The organism is Cedecea colo (assembly GCF_011808225.1).
Classification (GTDB): domain Bacteria; phylum Pseudomonadota; class Gammaproteobacteria; order Enterobacterales; family Enterobacteriaceae; genus Dryocola; species Dryocola colo.
In genome coordinates, this window is the sequence record NZ_SOYS01000007.1 from 57,900 (window position 1) to 73,175 (window position 15,276).

The 15,276-nt window shown below is 51.8% G+C and carries 18 protein-coding genes and 1 pseudogene; 13 read left to right on the top strand and 6 right to left on the bottom strand.

The window, feature by feature from the left end; translation table 11 throughout:
* Positions 1-87: 87 nt before the first annotated feature.
* Both ibpB and E2L00_RS14900 read left to right on the top strand, forming a co-directional pair.
* The gene (gene ibpB, locus E2L00_RS14895) at positions 88-519 is read left to right on the top strand and encodes a small heat shock chaperone IbpB (RefSeq protein WP_167612974.1); all 432 of its coding nucleotides are present in this window, start codon (positions 88-90) and stop codon (positions 517-519) included.
* A 198-nt stretch (positions 520-717) separates the two neighbouring features.
* Positions 718-910, top strand: a pseudogene (locus tag E2L00_RS14900) (aspartate-alanine antiporter-like transporter); the annotation flags it as partial.
* A 27-nt stretch (positions 911-937) separates the two neighbouring features.
* On the opposite strand, the gene E2L00_RS14905 reads toward E2L00_RS14900, so the two are convergent.
* Positions 938-1,792 (bottom strand): AraC family transcriptional regulator, encoded by an 855-nt coding sequence (locus tag E2L00_RS14905; RefSeq protein ID WP_167612976.1) that lies wholly within the window; start codon positions 1,790-1,792, stop codon positions 938-940.
* 168 nt (positions 1,793-1,960) lie between these two features.
* Here E2L00_RS14905 and E2L00_RS14910 point away from each other — a divergent pair, with 168 nt between their 5' ends.
* The 8 genes from E2L00_RS14910 to E2L00_RS14945 all read left to right on the top strand — a co-directional run bounded on the left by E2L00_RS14910 (position 1,961) and on the right by E2L00_RS14945 (position 9,604).
* Positions 1,961-3,673, top strand: a complete 1,713-nt coding sequence (locus E2L00_RS14910; RefSeq protein WP_167612978.1) for a solute:sodium symporter family transporter — start codon at positions 1,961-1,963, stop codon at positions 3,671-3,673.
* Entirely contained in the window at positions 3,673-5,172 is a 1,500-nt protein-coding gene (locus E2L00_RS14915; protein ID WP_167612980.1) for a sulfatase-like hydrolase/transferase, read from the top strand. The genes E2L00_RS14910 and E2L00_RS14915 overlap by 1 nt, the downstream gene beginning before the upstream one ends.
* A 202-nt stretch (positions 5,173-5,374) precedes the next feature.
* Entirely contained in the window at positions 5,375-5,722 is a 348-nt protein-coding gene (locus E2L00_RS14920) for a YidH family protein (protein WP_167612982.1), read from the top strand.
* The gene (locus E2L00_RS14925) at positions 5,712-6,071 is read left to right on the top strand and encodes a DUF202 domain-containing protein (protein WP_167612984.1); all 360 of its coding nucleotides are present in this window, start codon (positions 5,712-5,714) and stop codon (positions 6,069-6,071) included. Before E2L00_RS14920 ends, E2L00_RS14925 begins: the two co-directional genes overlap by 11 nt.
* Before the next feature lie 211 nt (positions 6,072-6,282).
* Positions 6,283-7,215: a cellulase family glycosylhydrolase gene (locus E2L00_RS14930; protein ID WP_167612986.1), complete on the top strand. Its 933-nt coding sequence runs from the start codon at positions 6,283-6,285 to the stop codon at positions 7,213-7,215.
* Positions 7,216-7,349: 134 nt separating this feature from the next.
* Positions 7,350-8,087, top strand: coding sequence for a basic amino acid ABC transporter substrate-binding protein (locus E2L00_RS14935; protein ID WP_167613267.1), 738 nt, complete (start codon positions 7,350-7,352; stop codon positions 8,085-8,087).
* Positions 8,088-8,130: 43 nt separating this feature from the next.
* Positions 8,131-8,895 (top strand): amino acid ABC transporter permease, encoded by a 765-nt coding sequence (locus E2L00_RS14940; protein ID WP_167612988.1) that lies wholly within the window; start codon positions 8,131-8,133, stop codon positions 8,893-8,895.
* Positions 8,882-9,604, top strand: coding sequence for an ATP-binding cassette domain-containing protein (locus tag E2L00_RS14945; protein WP_167613269.1), 723 nt, complete (start codon positions 8,882-8,884; stop codon positions 9,602-9,604). Before E2L00_RS14940 ends, E2L00_RS14945 begins: the two co-directional genes overlap by 14 nt.
* 36 nt (positions 9,605-9,640) lie before the next feature.
* Here E2L00_RS14945 and emrD read toward each other — a convergent pair whose 3' ends face one another.
* Together emrD and E2L00_RS14955 are read right to left on the bottom strand one after the other, a co-directional pair.
* Complete coding sequence (emrD, locus tag E2L00_RS14950; RefSeq protein WP_167612990.1) at positions 9,641-10,825, bottom strand: multidrug efflux MFS transporter EmrD; 1,185 nt, start codon at positions 10,823-10,825, stop codon at positions 9,641-9,643.
* Positions 10,826-11,068: 243 nt separating this feature from the next.
* Entirely contained in the window at positions 11,069-11,158 is a 90-nt protein-coding gene (locus tag E2L00_RS14955; RefSeq protein ID WP_167612992.1) for a type I toxin-antitoxin system toxin TisB, read from the bottom strand.
* 578 nt (positions 11,159-11,736) lie between these two features.
* Here E2L00_RS14955 and E2L00_RS14960 point away from each other — a divergent pair.
* Positions 11,737-12,354 (top strand): hypothetical protein, encoded by a 618-nt coding sequence (locus E2L00_RS14960; RefSeq protein WP_167612994.1) that lies wholly within the window; start codon positions 11,737-11,739, stop codon positions 12,352-12,354.
* A 32-nt stretch (positions 12,355-12,386) separates the two neighbouring features.
* Here E2L00_RS14960 and E2L00_RS14965 read toward each other — a convergent pair whose 3' ends face one another.
* The 3 genes from E2L00_RS14965 to E2L00_RS14975 form a co-directional block, all read right to left on the bottom strand.
* Entirely contained in the window at positions 12,387-12,686 is a 300-nt protein-coding gene (locus E2L00_RS14965; RefSeq protein WP_167612996.1) for a hypothetical protein, read from the bottom strand.
* Positions 12,687-12,823: 137 nt separating this feature from the next.
* Positions 12,824-13,261 carry a hypothetical protein gene (locus tag E2L00_RS14970; protein WP_167612998.1) on the bottom strand — a complete coding sequence of 146 codons (438 nt, stop codon included), beginning with the start codon at positions 13,259-13,261 and terminating at the stop codon, positions 12,824-12,826.
* Positions 13,262-13,428: 167 nt separating this feature from the next.
* Positions 13,429-13,959 carry a hypothetical protein gene (locus E2L00_RS14975; protein WP_167613000.1) on the bottom strand — a complete coding sequence of 177 codons (531 nt, stop codon included), beginning with the start codon at positions 13,957-13,959 and terminating at the stop codon, positions 13,429-13,431.
* Positions 13,960-14,092: 133 nt separating this feature from the next.
* Here E2L00_RS14975 and E2L00_RS14980 point away from each other — a divergent pair, with 133 nt between their 5' ends.
* Positions 14,093-14,284, top strand: a complete 192-nt coding sequence (locus E2L00_RS14980; RefSeq protein WP_167613002.1) for a toxin-antitoxin system HicB family antitoxin — start codon at positions 14,093-14,095, stop codon at positions 14,282-14,284.
* A 103-nt stretch (positions 14,285-14,387) separates the two neighbouring features.
* The gene (locus E2L00_RS14985) at positions 14,388-15,275 is read left to right on the top strand and encodes a sce7726 family protein (RefSeq protein ID WP_167613004.1); all 888 of its coding nucleotides are present in this window, start codon (positions 14,388-14,390) and stop codon (positions 15,273-15,275) included.
* Position 15,276: the final 1 nt, after the last annotated feature.

Consider the following 15,276-nt stretch of genomic DNA (forward strand, 5'->3'; position numbering starts at 1 on the left):
GGCCCTGACATCCGGCTCGCCGACCGGGAGCCAATGGCAATCCGCATATTGCCAGGTATTAACTCGCTTCAAAGAAGGAGAAGACTTATGCGTAACTACGATTTATCACCTCTGCTGCGTCAATGGATTGGTTTTGACAAACTGGCCAACGCCCTGCAAACCGCCAACGAGAGCCAGAGCTTCCCGCCTTATAATATTGAAAAAGGCGACGACAATCATTATCGCATCACCCTTGCGCTGGCAGGCTTTCGTCAGGAAGACCTGGATATTGAACTGGAAGGCACTCGCCTCGTCGTAAAAGGCACGCCGGTGAAGCCAGAGAAAGAAATTAACTGGCTCCATCAGGGGCTTGTCACCCAACCCTTCAGTTTGAGTTTCACTCTGGCTGAGCATATGCGCGTTTCCGGCGCGAGCTTCACCAATGGGCTGCTGCATATTGATTTAGTGCGCGAAATCCCGGAAGAGATAGCGCCGCAGCGTATCGCGATTAATGTGGAACGCCCTGCGTTAGAAGGCTAAGTTTACTTCCTTCCCTGAGCCCCCAAAAATGGGGGCTTTTTTGTGGTGTGCCGGGCATGATCAGCAGCTCGGGGGTGAAAGTCCCCGTCCAGCCTGATGGTGGCGAAGGACCAGCGAAGCGCAAGGGCGTCGTCGCGAGGCGGGGTCTGAAGGAAGCGCGTAGCAAAACCATGACCTGAAGAACAGAAATCCTCTATCAGGATGAACTACCTGACGCTGTGCGGCATGCTGGCCGGATCGATGACCGATTCCCCGGCGCTGGCCTCGCCCATGGCTTACGTACCACAAACGGCGCTGCGGCGCTTTCCTGCGCCACCGTTTATCCGCTGGTGATGTTCCTGAGTATTATCACGCCGCAATTGTGGCGGTGATGTTCTGGGGTGTAATGTGATTATCCGCCCTGCGGTTTTCAGAGGGCTTATCTGCCTACCGCAGAAGGCGCATAGCCAAACTTCTGCTTAAACGCCTTGCTGAAGTGAAACGAATCGAAGAAGTTCAACGTATCCGCCACCTGGCTCACGCTATAATTCCCCTGCCTTAACAAGGACAACGCCAGTTCCAGGCGTGCGTCAAGATAATACTCTTTCGGCGTTTTTCCCGTGTATTTCAGAAATAATCGCCGCAGATACTGCTCGCTGCACTGCATCCAGTCGGCCATTTCGCTGACCGTCCAGCGTTTCTGGATATCGGTATGGATCAGCGAAAGCAGTTTTTCTATCTGCATCAGCTGCTTGTCTTTGGTGCCGGTTTGCACAATCAGGCAAACCCACTGGTAAATAAGTTTGGTAATAAACGCGACGGCGAGATTTTTACTTAATGCTTCATCACTGGTGATCAGCGCTGTAATTTCGCCCAATTCTTTGTTAAAAGTATCACCGTTATAAATTATAGCCTGTTGCGATAACGGAATTTCCATTGCACCGGTAGGAATAAATTCCATCCAGTATTGCTCCCAAAGTAAACCTTCACAGTGATAAGATTTTATATCCGTTGGTTTTAAGAATATAACGCAATTGCCATTCAGGGTGATTTTTGAATTATCTCTCAGGATTATCTTTCCGCAGCCCTGTAGCGTATATACCACTATCCATGAATTTTCAATCAGCGGTTTCTTTTTATCACGCGGCCAGACAACCTGGTAGCTTTCATCGGCCAGCGTATGCCATAGCGAGATAAGCGATATCCCGCTTGAGATCACATTTTCGTCAATAACCAGCGGAATATTGTAAGTTGTTTCGTTTTTTACATCGCAGAGATCGGTTTTTCCATTCATTTATATTCTCCGCCAGCGTTAGATGCTCATTTCGGGCGGTGTAAATGTATCAGAGTTTTGCCGCGACGGTTAACAATGCATATCTTAAACAGCCTATGACCCGTATCAGGCGTAATTACCCTACAGATAACAGCGCGCCGGGACATAATCATAAATAAGGGCAGTGAGATGAATATTCAACAAATTATGAGCTTCTTCGCTTTTACCATTCTGGTGGCGTTAATTACCTGGTGGAAGTTGCGTAAAGCGGATACGGGGTCACAACAAGGTTATTTTCTTGCCGGGCGTTCTCTGAAAGCTCCGGTGATTGCCGCATCCCTGATGCTGACCAACCTCTCCACCGAACAACTGGTGGGGCTGAGCGGGCAGGCGTATCGCAGCGGGATGTCGGTGATGGCGTGGGAAGTCATCTCGGCCATTCCGCTTATCTTCCTGGCGCTGATTTTCCTGCCGAAGTATCTGCAACGCGGCATTGCCACTATTCCGGACTTTATCGAGGAGCGCTATGACAAAACCACGCGCATCATCGTTGACTGCTGCTTCCTGATTGCCACCGGCATCTGCTTTCTGCCGATTGTGCTGTACTCCGGCGCGCTGGCGCTAAACAGCCTGTTCCACGTGGGTGAATCGCTGGGTATTTCCCAGGGTGCGGCTATCTGGGTGATGGTTGTCCTGTTGGGGCTGGCGGGCATCGCTTATGCCGTGGTGGGCGGTCTGCGCGCCATCGCAGTTGCGGATGTGATCAACGGCATCGGACTGGTTGTCGGCGGCCTGATGGTGCCGGTTTTTGGCCTGATGGCGATGGGCGGCGGCAACGTGCTGCGCGGTATTGAGCAACTCACTACGGTGCACAGCGAAAAGCTTAACTCTATCGGCGGCAGCAACGACCCCGTTCCCATTGGCGCGGCGCTCACCGGCCTGATTCTGGTGAATACCTTCTACTGGTGTACTAATCAGGGAATTGTACAGCGCACGCTGGCTTCAAAAAGCCTCGCCGAAGGGCAGAAAGGCGCGCTGCTAACGGCGGTACTGAAAATGCTCGACCCGCTGATTCTGGTGCTGCCGGGGCTAATTGCTTTCCATCTGTTCCAGGATTTACCGAAGCACGATATGGCGTATCCGGCGCTGGTGAACAAAGTGATGCCGCTGCCGCTGGTGGGCTTCTTCGGCGCGGTGCTGTTTGGTGCCATCATCAGCACGTTTAACGGCTTTCTGAACAGCGCCAGCACGTTATTCAGCCTCGGCATTTATAACCGCACCATTAATCAGACTGCATCATCTGAACAACTGGTGAGCGTCGGGCGTAAGTTTGGGCTGGCGATTGCGCTGGTTTCCGTGCTGGTTGCGCCGTGGATCGCCTACGCGCCGGAAGGGCTATATAGCTGGATGAAACAACTCAACGGTATCTACAACGTGCCGCTGGTAACTATCGTGATTATGGGCTTCTTCTTCCCGCGCATTCCGGCAATTGCCGCGAAAGCCGCGCTAATGTTCGGGATTTGCAGCTATATCGTCATCAACTATCTGGTGTCGTTTAACTTCCACTTCCTGTACGTGCTGTTCTTCACCTTCTGCGTCAACGTGTTGTTAATGCTGGCTATTGGCTTTGTGAAGCCTCGCGCCACCCCGTTCAAATTTCACGATGCCTTCGCCGTGGATATGGTGCCGTGGCGCAACGCTAAAATCGCATCGGTGGGCGTATTGTTCGCCATGATTGGCGTTTATGCGGGCCTTGCGCAGTTTGGCGGCTATCAAACGCAATTCATCACCATCGCAAGCTACGTGATTGTCGCAGCGGTGGTGGCTTATCTCATCTACAGTAGCTGGCGGCAGCGCCAGGCTTCCCGTGTTGTCTATTCTTCCGCACCTGAGGATAAGTAATGGAACGCCCTAATATCCTGTTTATTATGACCGATACCCAGGCCACTAATATGGTGGGCTGCTACAGCGGTAAGCCGCTTAATACCAATAATATCGACAGTCTGGCCGAAGAAGGTATCCGCTTTAACTCGGCCTATACCTGCGCTCCGGTTTGTACGCCAGCGCGTGCCGGGCTGTTCACCGGTATCTATTCGAACCAGTCCGGGCCGTGGACGAACAACGTCGCACCGGGCAAAAACATCTCCACCATGGGGCGTTACTTCAAGGATGCGGGCTATAAAACCTGTTACATCGGTAAATGGCATCTGGATGGACATGATTACTTCGGCACCGGCGTTTGCCCGCCGGAGTGGGATAAGGATTACTGGTTTGACGGGGCGAACTACCTCGCAGAATTAACAGAAAAAGAGATCGGTCTGTGGCGCAACGGTTTAAACAGCGTGGAAGATCTGGTGGAGAACGCTATCGATAAAACCTTCACCTGGGCGCACCGTATCAGCAATCGCGCCATCGATTTTCTCGCCCAGCCGCAGCGCCAGGATGCGCCTTTCCTGATGGTCATCTCCTATGATGAGCCGCACCATCCGTTTACCTGTCCGGTTGAGTATCTTGAAAAATATAAAGATTTTCATTACGACCTCGGCGAGAAGGCGTTTGATAATTTAGCCAACAAGCCGGTGCATCATCGCTTATGGTCTGAGGCGATGCCGTCCCCGGTTGGGGCCGACGGGCGCTACCACCATCCGCTCTATTTTGCGTGCAATGATTTTGTCGATGATGAAATTGGCCGCGTGGTGAATTCGCTTACGCCGGAACAGCGGGAAAATACCTGGGTGGTTTATACCTCCGATCATGGTGAGATGATGGGCGCGCACAGGCTTATCAGCAAAGGGGCGGCGATGTATGATGACATCACGCGTATCCCGCTGATTTTCCGTCCGCCAACCGGACAGGCACAGCCCATGCAGGTTGATACACCGGTCAGCCATGTCGACGTGCTGCCAACGCTAATGAAGCTGGCAGGTATTCATCAGCCGGACATCCTGGCTGGAGAAAATATTCTTGATGTCGAGGATGAGCGCGGCGTGATGGTGGAGTTTAACCGCTATGAAATTGAGCATGACAGCTTCGGCGGTTTTATCCCGGTGCGCGGCTGGGTGACCAACCGTTTCAAACTGGTGCTCAACCTGTTTACCAGCGACGAGCTGTACGACAGGCAAAACGACCCGGACGAAATGCACAACCTGATAGACGATCTGCGCTACGCTGAAAAGCGTGACAGGCTGCACGATGAGCTTATGGATTATATGGATAAAATCCGCGATCCTTTCCGCACCTATCAGTGGTCGTGCCGCCCGTGGCGCAAAGAAGCGAAACCGCGCTGGATGGGCGCATTCCGCCCGCGACCGGCAGACGATTATTCGCCAGTGGTGCGGGATTACGACACCGGTATGCCGACTCAGGGTGTTAAGGTGGAAGAGAAGAAGCAGAAGTTTTAATGGCTTTTACCCTCTCTCTGGAAGGGAGAGGGTACAAAGAGATGGTCCGGTTTTCTTCCTCAGCCCTTTGGGAGAGGGAATAAAAAGCCAGCCCAATTTTTTCTCTCAGCCCTTTGGGAGAGGGAACAAAAAGCCAGCCCGATTTTCTCTCTCGGCCTTTTGAGAGAGGGCCGGGATGAGGGGCAATGAAAAAGGATGTTAAATGAAAATAGCCAAAGTAGGCGAAGCGCCAGACTACCGTTTCTCGCTTGCTAACGAACGTACCTTCCTGGCGTGGATCCGCACCGCGCTGGGCTTTCTGGCCGCGGGTGTCGGGCTTGATCAGTTCGCGCCCGATCTCGCCACGCCGCTTATTCGCGAAACCATTGCGCTGCTGCTGTGTATGTTTGCCGGCATGCTGGCGATTTACGGCTACCTGCGCTGGCTGCGCAATGAAAAAGCGATGCGTCTGAAACAGGATCTGCCCTATACCCGCAGCCTGCAGGTTATCAGCCTGGTGATGGTTATTATTGCCGCTGTCGTGATGCTGATGGTGGTGTATGCCGGATAGCCGTATGCAACGGCGCAGCGTCGATCCGGGCCTGCAGCCCGAGCGCACGTCTCTGGCATGGTTTCGTACGCTGCTGGGATATGGCGCATTGCTCGCTCTTGCGCTACGTCATAGCTGGCATCATGCCGGTATGTTTTTCTGGATGGCCTTTATCTTGCTGGCCGCCGTGGCGGTGGTTATCTATCGCTATGCCCGCGAGCGTAACCTGATGGATATCGCTATCAGTGATTTTGCTGATAAACGTACCATGCGCGCCAAATTGCTTATTGCACTGGCGGTCTGCTGCCTCGCTTTGCTGTTTGCGACGGCGCATGTGCAGCAAATTGTGGCGCTGACGGGAGGCCTGTAATGCGTGGCTGTCATGTTATGACTAAACCCACCCGTTCACGCTGCAACATCCAGTGCCGGTACTGTTTTTATCTCGAAAAACCACAGCAGCGCTGATGGGGCTGTTATCAGTGAGGTCCGAACGGTTACTTTTTATTGCAATCCGCATTCCCCGCGTTGCGTAAACCATGCTAAATATTAGGTTTTCCCCTTCATCAGAAAGTTACAGGACAATGCTGAAGCCGATCGTTGTTGTGGCAGCGCTGAGCATAAGCATCAGTGCCCTGGCGTCAACGCCGCCCGCGTTAACGCCGCAAACCTTGTCCAGCAAGTTAGGCGTGGGGATGATCGTCGACTGGGCGATTACCGAACGCGGCATTCGTGAGTTCGATCCGCTGGCGGTGAAGGATTTTCAGCAGCGCGGCATCGGGCACGTTCGCATTCGCGTGGCGGGCGAGCCTACGCACCAGCGGCTGGTTCATCTGCAAAAAATCGTTGAGGCCTGTCAGCAATATCACGTTGTGCCGATTATCAGCTATCAGGCGGGGACGGAAAACGAAGGTAAAATCGTAGCCTGGTGGACCACCGTGGCGCGCTATTTTGCGCAAAGCAGCCCGCTGCTCGGGTTTGATATTCTCTATGAGCCTTCCGAAAAACTGACCCACGCGCAGCTCAACGCGCTTTATGAGAAAGCCGCAAAGGCCATTCATAAAATAAGCCCGCAGCGCACGATCTTTATCGCTCCGCACGTGCATGCCCAGCCCGACAGCCTGAAATGGCCGGAGCAAAGCCACGCGCCGGTGCTGGTTGACTGGCATTTGTTCCCTTACGGGCCGGTGGCGGTCAACGGCAAACGAGGCTGGACGACGGGGACGCCTGCGGAAAAGGCCGCAATTCGTGCACGTATCAATAGCGTTCTGCGCTGGCAGCAAAAATCCGGGCACAGTAGCTGGGTGGGCGCGTGGTCGGTGGGCGAAATCGATAAAAATATGCCCGCAGCGCAGCAAATTGCTTTCGCCACTTTTGTCGCCTGTGAACTACAGAAAAGCCATCTTCCTTACGCGGTGAATAAAGACAGCAAATTTTACGACGGCGAAGAAGGAGCTTGGCGGCCGGAAATGCAGCTGCTGCTGGAAGCGATCCTTAAACCGCAGTGTAAAAGCTGACCCTGTGCATAATTTTAAGTTGCTGCACTTCGTCAAATTATGTATTTTTATGCAAATTAAATGCATAAATACGGAATATATCGGAGCGCAATATGATCAGAACGTTAGCTAAAACAGTTATTCTCGCCGGGTGTATGGCCTGCTCCGTTTTCTCCTCTGCTTATGCCGCACAGCAAACCTACGTGGTCGGCTCCGGCGGCACCTATCGTCCGTTTGAATTTGAAAACAGCCAGAAGCAGCTTGAAGGGTTTGATATCGATATCATTAAAGCCGTCGCTAAAGCGGAAGGGTTTGACATCAAGCTGGTGAACACGCCGTGGGAAGGAATTTTCGCCACGCTGAATTCCGGCGATCGCGACATCATTATCTCTGGTATTACCATCACCGATAAGCGTAAAGCGATGGTTGATTTCTCCGTGCCTTATTTCCCGGCGGAGCAGTCCATTGTGGTATCAACAGACTCTAAAGTAGATTCCATTAACGCCCTGAAAGGCAAAAAGGTTGGCGTGGTTAACTCCAGCGCGGGCGATATTGTGGTTTCCGACACGCTGGGCAAAAACAGCACCGATATTAAGCGTTTTGATAACACGCCGCTGATGCTTCAGGAGCTGGCCGAAGACGGTATCGACGCCGCCGTGGGCGATGTAGGCGTCATTAAGTACTACATCAAATCCCATCCTGAAAAAGCGCTGAAAACGGTATCCGATGCCAAATTTGAGCGCCAGTATTTCGGTATCGCCGTCGCGAAAGACAACCAGGAGCTGCTGGGTAAAATCAATGCAGGCCTGAAGAAAATCATTGCGGACGGGACCTACGCGAAGATCTATACCACCTGGTTTGACAGCAACGTTCCAACGCTCCCCGCTGAATAATTTTGTATGACTCGGGGCCGCCCCGGCCCCAACAAGGACAGGTATGACCGGATTTCGCTGGGAGATAATCTCAGAATACGCGCCGCTGTTTATGCAGGGTGCGCTCATGACCATCAAATGCACCATCATCTGCGTAATTTTAGGCACCACCTGGGGCCTGCTGCTGGGGCTTGGCCGTATGGCGCATGCCGAAGACGGCCCGTGGAAACACGTGCTGCGCTATGCCGTCCAGTGGCCGGTGCGGGTTTACGTCAGCGCTTTCCGCGGTACGCCGTTGTTTGTGCAGATCATGGTCGTACACTTTGCGCTGGTGCCTCTTTTCATCAATCCGCGTGACGGCATACTGGTTACCAGCGGCCTGATGTCGATGGATTTTGCCCGCGAACTGCGTTCCGAATACGGCGCGTTTCTCTCGTGTGTGGTTGCCATCACGCTTAACGCCGGGGCTTACGTTTCCGAGATTTTCCGGGCGGGTATTCAGTCCATCGACAAAGGTCAGATGGAGGCCTCGCGCGCGCTGGGCATGGGCTGGGGTAAAACGATGCGCAAAGTGATTTTGCCGCAGGCGTTCCGCCGCATCCTGCCGCCGCTGGGCAATAACGCCATCGCGATCGTGAAAGATTCCTCGCTGGCTTCGGCGATTGGCCTGGCCGATCTGGCTTATGCCGCGCGTACCGTTTCCGGCGCTTACGCCACCTACTGGGAACCCTACCTGACTATCTCGCTGGTTTACTGGGTGCTGACGTTCCTGCTCTCGCTGCTGGTGCAACACATGGAAAAGAGGTTTGGCAAAAGTGATTCACGTTAAGAATTTACAGAAAAATTTTGGCAAAACTCATGTGCTGCGCGGCATCTCCTGCGATATCGCGCCGCAGGAAGTGGTGTGCGTTATTGGGCCATCTGGCTCGGGGAAAAGTACCTTTCTGCGCTGCCTGAACGCGCTCGAAAAGCCCGACGGCGGCGAAGTTTTGGTGAACGGTTTTGCGGTCCACAATCCTAAAACCAATCTGAACAAGCTACGCGAAGGCGTGGGCATGGTATTTCAGCGCTTTAATCTTTTCCCGCATATGACAGTGCTAGAAAATCTGATTATGGCGCCGATGTCGCTCAAAGGGCTGTCGAAAGCCGATGCGGTATCGCGTGCGGAAAAGCTGCTGCACAAAGTTGGGCTGACGGACAAAACCAACGCCTGGCCAGCAAGCCTTTCCGGCGGGCAGCAGCAGCGCGTGGCAATCGCGCGAGCGCTGGCGATGGAACCTTCTATCATCCTCTTTGATGAGCCAACCTCCGCGCTGGATCCGGAGCTGGTGGGTGAAGTGCTGGCGGTGATGAAACAGCTGGCGCTGGAAGGCATGACGATGGTTATCGTCACCCATGAAATGGGCTTTGCCCGTGAAGTGGCAGACCGGGTGGTGTTTATCGATCAGGGCGTGATTCAGGAGCAGGGCCCGCCTTCGCAGTTGTTTACCGCGCCGACTAACCCGCGTACGAAAGAGTTTTTGAGCAAGGTGCTTTAAATTATCCCTTTCCCTTTCAGGGAGAGGGTAAAAACATCACACCGCTTCACCATGCCGCTGGAATTTATGCGCAAGCGGCAGCCAGCAGAACAGAATCAGCACGCCCATCGCCGTCATCAACATCCCGAGGCTGAACTGTCCGGTTTGCGGCAGCAGGGCAGAAAACCATGCCATCGCGCCGGAACCGATGTTTTGCAGCCCGCCAACCAGAGCCCCGGCCGTGCCTACGAGAAACGGAAACGGCTCCATCGCGCCGCTGGTTGCCAGCGGAAACAGCATCCCGGCTCCAAAGAAAAACAGGGCGGCGGGCACGATCAGCGTCCAGATATTCATCACGCCAAACCAGCCCGGCAGCCACATCAAAATCCCTGCAAACAGACAGCTCAGCACCGCCTGCCACATAAGCGCCGAGAAGCGCGCGTTCTGACGGCCCGCGTACCAGGAGCCAAAAAAGGCCGCCGGGATCGGCAGAATAAACAGAATGCTGACCACTACACCGTTCAGTCCCAGTACGCCGCCCATCAGCACGCCGGAGCAGGCTTCAAATACCGCAACGCCCGCAAGACCGCCTGTTAGCATCAGCAGATAGCAGTTAAACGAACCGCTGCCGAGCAGCGTTTTATAACTTGCGGCTAAACGTTGGGGCGCGGCCTGAACCGGACGTGTTTCCGGCAGCCAGCGCAGCATACAGAATGCGACAAGAGTGCAAAGTACAAGCAGGAAGCCATAGCAGGCTCGCCAGCCCCAAACGGAATCGAGCATGCCGCCAATAACCGGCGCCAGCAGCGGACTGACCAGAATCCCCATATTCAACAGGCTGTTGGCATGACGTAAATCACGGCCTTCATAAAGATCGCGCGGCATGGTTCGCGCCATCACCCCTGCAACACCCGTTCCCATCCCTTGTAAGGCGCTGGCAATCACCAGCACGGACAGGCTGGTAGTAAATAACGCCCAGAGCGTGGCGAGAATAAATATCGCCATCCCTGCAAGGATCACCGGACGGCGGCCAATACGATCTGAAATGGGCCCATAGAAAAGTTGAGATATGCCATAGGTCAGCAGATAGGCAGCCATCACCTGCTGAACCGCACCATTACGCACGCCAAGCGTGTGCGCCATATCCGGGATCGAGGGAATATAGATGGTCTGGGTCATCTGCCCGACGGCAACCAATAGAATTAACATTATCAGCAGGTGGGTATTGGCTAACTTTTTCATCTTCTCAGCGTGTGACAGAGGTTATATGACGTTTTATCAGTACAGGTATCTAAATGATGTTGAAAAATGAGAATAATCTACCATATAAGGACGTTATTTCCTTATGTTGTAAGAATTATTCCGGGAGGAAAAAAGAGGTGGATTGTAAAGGCCGGGCGGCAATTTTTATTGCCAGGTTGAGGGGAGCCTGTTTATTAAAGGGAGACGGTTACCCGCCTCCCTTTGGTGCGACTTGAACATGAACTACCGAATGTACTTCATGACGACTTCAAGCAGTTGCAGTAACGCAACTATGAGTTTCAGAACCTGAGCGATCAGCTCCATCCAGCCCATACGCTTCTCCTGTGGCCAGGAGCACTTCAGCCAGCGTACCTTTCCGCTGCCTGTAACTGGCTGATTTTGTTGAGACTACATGGTGTGCCCTCAGAGGTTAAGGCGCTGACGGCACCACCCGTTTCAGCCAGGACTTGTATTCCGCGGCGGATTGCGGCCTCAGAGCACATCACCATCAACACAAAGAGTATATCAATTTTACTGTATATATAAACAGTTGTTTGTGGCAAAAGCGAACGGCTTCACAGAATGAAAATTTATTTTTTGCTTAAAATAGCAGCAATAATTTGCGCCACTACAGCTTTTCGTCGTATATTACGAGGGTTGAGATTACGTGGTGTGCGAAGTTAAAAGGCATGACGTAGTAAAGACAAAAAACCTCGCCTCACCAGCGGGGTTTTTTGTTTTCGGGCCTTGCTTACGGACGGATGGCTCCAGTCTCTGCGTAATATCCGGCCCAGACAGCGACACGAAACGTTTAAACACACTCTTTCCCGCCAGATTTCTCCCGAGCTTTCTACCCTTAATATTCCGGCTAATTATTTATTGCCTGCAGCCTGTGAGCGTTGGAGAGAAACATGATTAAGTCTCGATTTTCTGTGTTGTTACTGAGTGCGCTGTTACTGAGCGTCAGCGCGGGCGCTGCGCCAGCAGAAAATGTGATTAAACCTGTGCGCGGTACCATTGATGCGGTGAACGGAAACTCGTTGCAAATCACCACGCGGCAGGGTGAAAAATTCTCGGTCGGGCTGACGGATAAAACGAAAGTAAACGGCGTCAGCCAGGCAAAAATGAGCGATATCAAGCCCGACAGTTTTATTGGCACCGCCGCGGTGCAGCAGGCTGACGGTTCGCTGAAAGCGCTGGAAGTCCATGTCTTTGCGCCCGATCTGCGTGGCTCCGGTGAAGGATTTAACCCCTTTGAATCCGCTAATGGTCAGGTGAACACTATGACCAACGGCACGGTCGGCAAACTGGTGGAAAGCAATGGCCGCACGATGACGGTGAAGTATCACGACAAAGAAAAAACGATAACCGTGCCGGATGACGTGCCGGTGGTACTGATAGCCCCCGGCGACAGATCGCTATTAAAGCCCGGCACTAAAGTGGTGCTGTTTGCGATGAAAGATGATAAAGGCCAGCCCGTGGCGCGTGGTATTTCAGCGGGCAAAGATGGGCTGACGCCGCCGATGTAACTGCCTGGCTTGATTCAGGTGCTGCAAGGCTATTAATTAAAATAGCCGCGCGGCACCGCCTGCCCGAATCCGTCGCCGCTATCGGTGCTGTTATCCCTTCTTCCTCTTGCTTCAAGCCTGTCTGCACGAAGCCGTTCGCTTATTGCCCGGCGTTGATCCTGGCTCAGATATTCTTTGTTGTAGTACGGGTCGGGATACGGCGTGCGTATGAAGGTATCCTCGGCACCCGGTGAGTTCAGGGCGCGATGTCCTTCGTGGTCTGAGTTATCCAGCGAGGAGCAACCGGCAAGCATGAGCGGGACGAACAATGCGATAGCGTGTTTGTAAGCCATAATTCTTCCTGAGAGGGCACAAAACAACGGGCCAGGGGAGCGTCATTATCACCCATCAACTTATTGATGTGCTTTATGAATAACGGATATTGCGTAGCGTATCACGGATAATTACTGGCGAATGTCGGCCCTGGTTATTACCAACAAATATAATTAAACGGCCCGCGCTCACAAGGGCACATCCACGTATTGATTCTGTCCGCCTTAAACGTATACATGCCGCCAAAGAACGGATCGACTACCAGCCAGCCCGGCACGCCGAAGAAAATAATATTTCCGAAGGTGTACCAGTGGCTGAGACGGTATTCGAGCGGCAAGCTCGTCGAATAATAACCTTCTTTCTTTAGCGTCAGCGTATCGATCACTTTGCCAAAATAGCTGCCGTCCGCTTTCGTCAGGGTGATGGATTGCGGCGTGAAGCTCGCCACGGCGATTTGGCCGGAGCCGTCAGTAATCACAAAGGGCACGTTCGCAGGCGCGCTGTCGATATAAACCGTTTCTTCATTATTGCCCACGATATTAGCGCAGCCCGTCAGCAAAAACGGCAATAAAAGCAGCAACATTAAATTTTTCATCCTGAGCGCCCCGGCTCTTCCTGTATGTAGCGAACAAGAGCGACACGGGCGGCGGTGAACTTTAGATCGCGGAGACACAATATCGTAAGCCGCTTTTCTTTTCCCTGAAGAATATTGCCAGAATGAGGGCGTGTAGCCTTAAATATTCTCGCCGCCCTCAGCTTTCCTCAGTGGATCTCGCGCGTCGCATCTCCACCGATCATCATTAATCCAGCATCCGTCTTAATAAATCGCGGAGCCTTTAAATCGTCGGCCAGCACGGTCACTATCTCGAACAATAAGCCGGTGATATGTTCTTCCTGCTCAATCGACGGCTGGCCCTGCAAAAGCAGCATCGTTAACGCCGCGCAATATTCGCGTAACGTTTCAGAGTCCGTAGTAAGCGGGCAGCGGTAATTGTCTGGTTCCGCCGCGTCTACCGTCAGACGCTTAATTAAATGCTTGGGCAGCGGCGCTTTAAGCACGACCCTTAATAACTCCAGCCCGGCACATAAGCGGCCACACAGCGCCATGCGTTCGGTATGGTCGTCATTCTCTGTCAGGCTGTCGGCAAAATACTGGCAGTAGTCCAGCACCTGAAACAAATCCAGTGCGTTATGCAGCGGGGTTTTTAACAGCGTAGTGATAGCCGACTCACGAACCGGCAGCGGGAGGGTGATTTCAGCGGTAGGGGTTGTGGTACTATTCGTGTTAGCCATGGCGTTAGTCTCTGTTAACGTTGTGGTTAGCCCTCGTCTGGTACTCGCAATACCTTTCGGGGGCGTTCTTTTTCAGGTAACCCTATGCTAGGGTGTGTACCTTGTCTGCCACACTAATTCTAAGGGTACATACATGTCAACGGTCAAATATGATGCTAAGCAGTCCAATTCCGGTAAAAATCCAGCATTTCAGATCCGGATCTCACCAGAACTGAAAGCTCAGTTTGAAGTTGCAGCGAAAGATGCGGGAATGAGTCTTGGAAATTGGTTAAAGACGCTTGGGCGGAAAGAATTAGAGAGATTAAGGATTGAGATTAATAGATAATGGTAATAAATTAGTTAGTTGTGCCATAGTTAGTATTACTAGTTTTTTATGATTTATATTGTTGAAACTGTTGTTGGATGCAGGTTCTAACGTGAGGATCAGAATGTTAAATCCTACACAAATCTCAGCATTGTCGAGAATTTTTTCGGCAGCTGTATTCAGTGAGATGGCTCTGAAAGGGTATTCGGCTCTCTTTACCCGTTTGTTATGGGAATCAGAATTACTCCCTGATTTTAGCCGAAGCGAAACCACAATAGGCGATGCATTTGATAGTGCATTTACGTTATTAAGGAAGTCTGGGATACGTAATGAATACGTATATCGCGCGGCATTAACTCATAATTTACTTTTGGGGAAGCACTCTTTACGCACAGCGAGCCTATTAACAGAGTTTAGGATTGGTTCTTGTAAAGCGGATATGATCATCCTCAATGGTACAGGAACAGTATATGAAATAAAATCAGATCGGGACTCGTTGGTACGATTAGATAATCAAATAATTAATTATAAGAAAGCATTTTCAAAAATATATGTGATCGCCGGTTCTGCGCATATAGATGAGATATTGGATAAAACTCCAAAAGATATCGGTGTGTTAAAATTAGTTAGGTGGAATAGAATAAGTACTATTCGAGAGGCCATTGAAAATACAGAATCTATTTGTTCTTCAACAATATGTGAGTCTTTACGCTTGCAAGAATCGTTGGAAGTTCTTAATGACTTAGGAATAGATATTCCACAAGTTTCAAATATTAAGATTAGAGGAGTGATAAAAGATTTATTTGCAGACCTAGATCCCAAAGTAGTGCACCAATCTATGATAAAAACACTAAAAAGGACGCGTAACTTGGCCCCTTTGAGAGAGCTATTGGCTCAATTGCCAAAAGCACTTCAACCAGCAGCATTGTCAGCTCAGTTACGCACAAAGGATCATGAACGCTTGATCAAGACATTAAACCAACCTCTTGATGAAGCTTTAAAATGGGTTTAAA

What these genes read in the sequence shown, in the direction of transcription:
- E2L00_RS14925 (WP_167612984.1), top strand. Translation starts at nt 5,712, where the DNA reads ATGCCGGATAGCCGTATGCAACGGCGCAGCGTCGATCCGGGCCTGCAG.
- E2L00_RS14905 (WP_167612976.1), bottom strand. Translation starts at nt 1,792, where the DNA reads ATGAATGGAAAAACCGATCTCTGCGATGTAAAAAACGAAACAACTTAC.
- E2L00_RS14915 (WP_167612980.1), top strand. Translation starts at nt 3,673, where the DNA reads ATGGAACGCCCTAATATCCTGTTTATTATGACCGATACCCAGGCCACT.
- emrD (WP_167612990.1), bottom strand. Translation starts at nt 10,825, where the DNA reads ATGAAAAAGTTAGCCAATACCCACCTGCTGATAATGTTAATTCTATTG.
- E2L00_RS14935 (WP_167613267.1), top strand. Translation starts at nt 7,350, where the DNA reads ATGGCCTGCTCCGTTTTCTCCTCTGCTTATGCCGCACAGCAAACCTAC.
- E2L00_RS14930 (WP_167612986.1), top strand. Translation starts at nt 6,283, where the DNA reads ATGCTGAAGCCGATCGTTGTTGTGGCAGCGCTGAGCATAAGCATCAGT.
- E2L00_RS14910 (WP_167612978.1), top strand. Translation starts at nt 1,961, where the DNA reads ATGAATATTCAACAAATTATGAGCTTCTTCGCTTTTACCATTCTGGTG.
- E2L00_RS14940 (WP_167612988.1), top strand. Translation starts at nt 8,131, where the DNA reads ATGACCGGATTTCGCTGGGAGATAATCTCAGAATACGCGCCGCTGTTT.
- ibpB (WP_167612974.1), top strand. Translation starts at nt 88, where the DNA reads ATGCGTAACTACGATTTATCACCTCTGCTGCGTCAATGGATTGGTTTT.
- E2L00_RS14975 (WP_167613000.1), bottom strand. Translation starts at nt 13,959, where the DNA reads ATGGCTAACACGAATAGTACCACAACCCCTACCGCTGAAATCACCCTC.
- E2L00_RS14985 (WP_167613004.1), top strand. Translation starts at nt 14,388, where the DNA reads ATGTTAAATCCTACACAAATCTCAGCATTGTCGAGAATTTTTTCGGCA.
- E2L00_RS14960 (WP_167612994.1), top strand. Translation starts at nt 11,737, where the DNA reads ATGATTAAGTCTCGATTTTCTGTGTTGTTACTGAGTGCGCTGTTACTG.
- E2L00_RS14920 (WP_167612982.1), top strand. Translation starts at nt 5,375, where the DNA reads ATGAAAATAGCCAAAGTAGGCGAAGCGCCAGACTACCGTTTCTCGCTT.
- E2L00_RS14970 (WP_167612998.1), bottom strand. Translation starts at nt 13,261, where the DNA reads ATGAAAAATTTAATGTTGCTGCTTTTATTGCCGTTTTTGCTGACGGGC.
- E2L00_RS14980 (WP_167613002.1), top strand. Translation starts at nt 14,093, where the DNA reads ATGTCAACGGTCAAATATGATGCTAAGCAGTCCAATTCCGGTAAAAAT.
- E2L00_RS14965 (WP_167612996.1), bottom strand. Translation starts at nt 12,686, where the DNA reads ATGGCTTACAAACACGCTATCGCATTGTTCGTCCCGCTCATGCTTGCC.
- E2L00_RS14955 (WP_167612992.1), bottom strand. Translation starts at nt 11,158, where the DNA reads ATGGGCTGGATGGAGCTGATCGCTCAGGTTCTGAAACTCATAGTTGCG.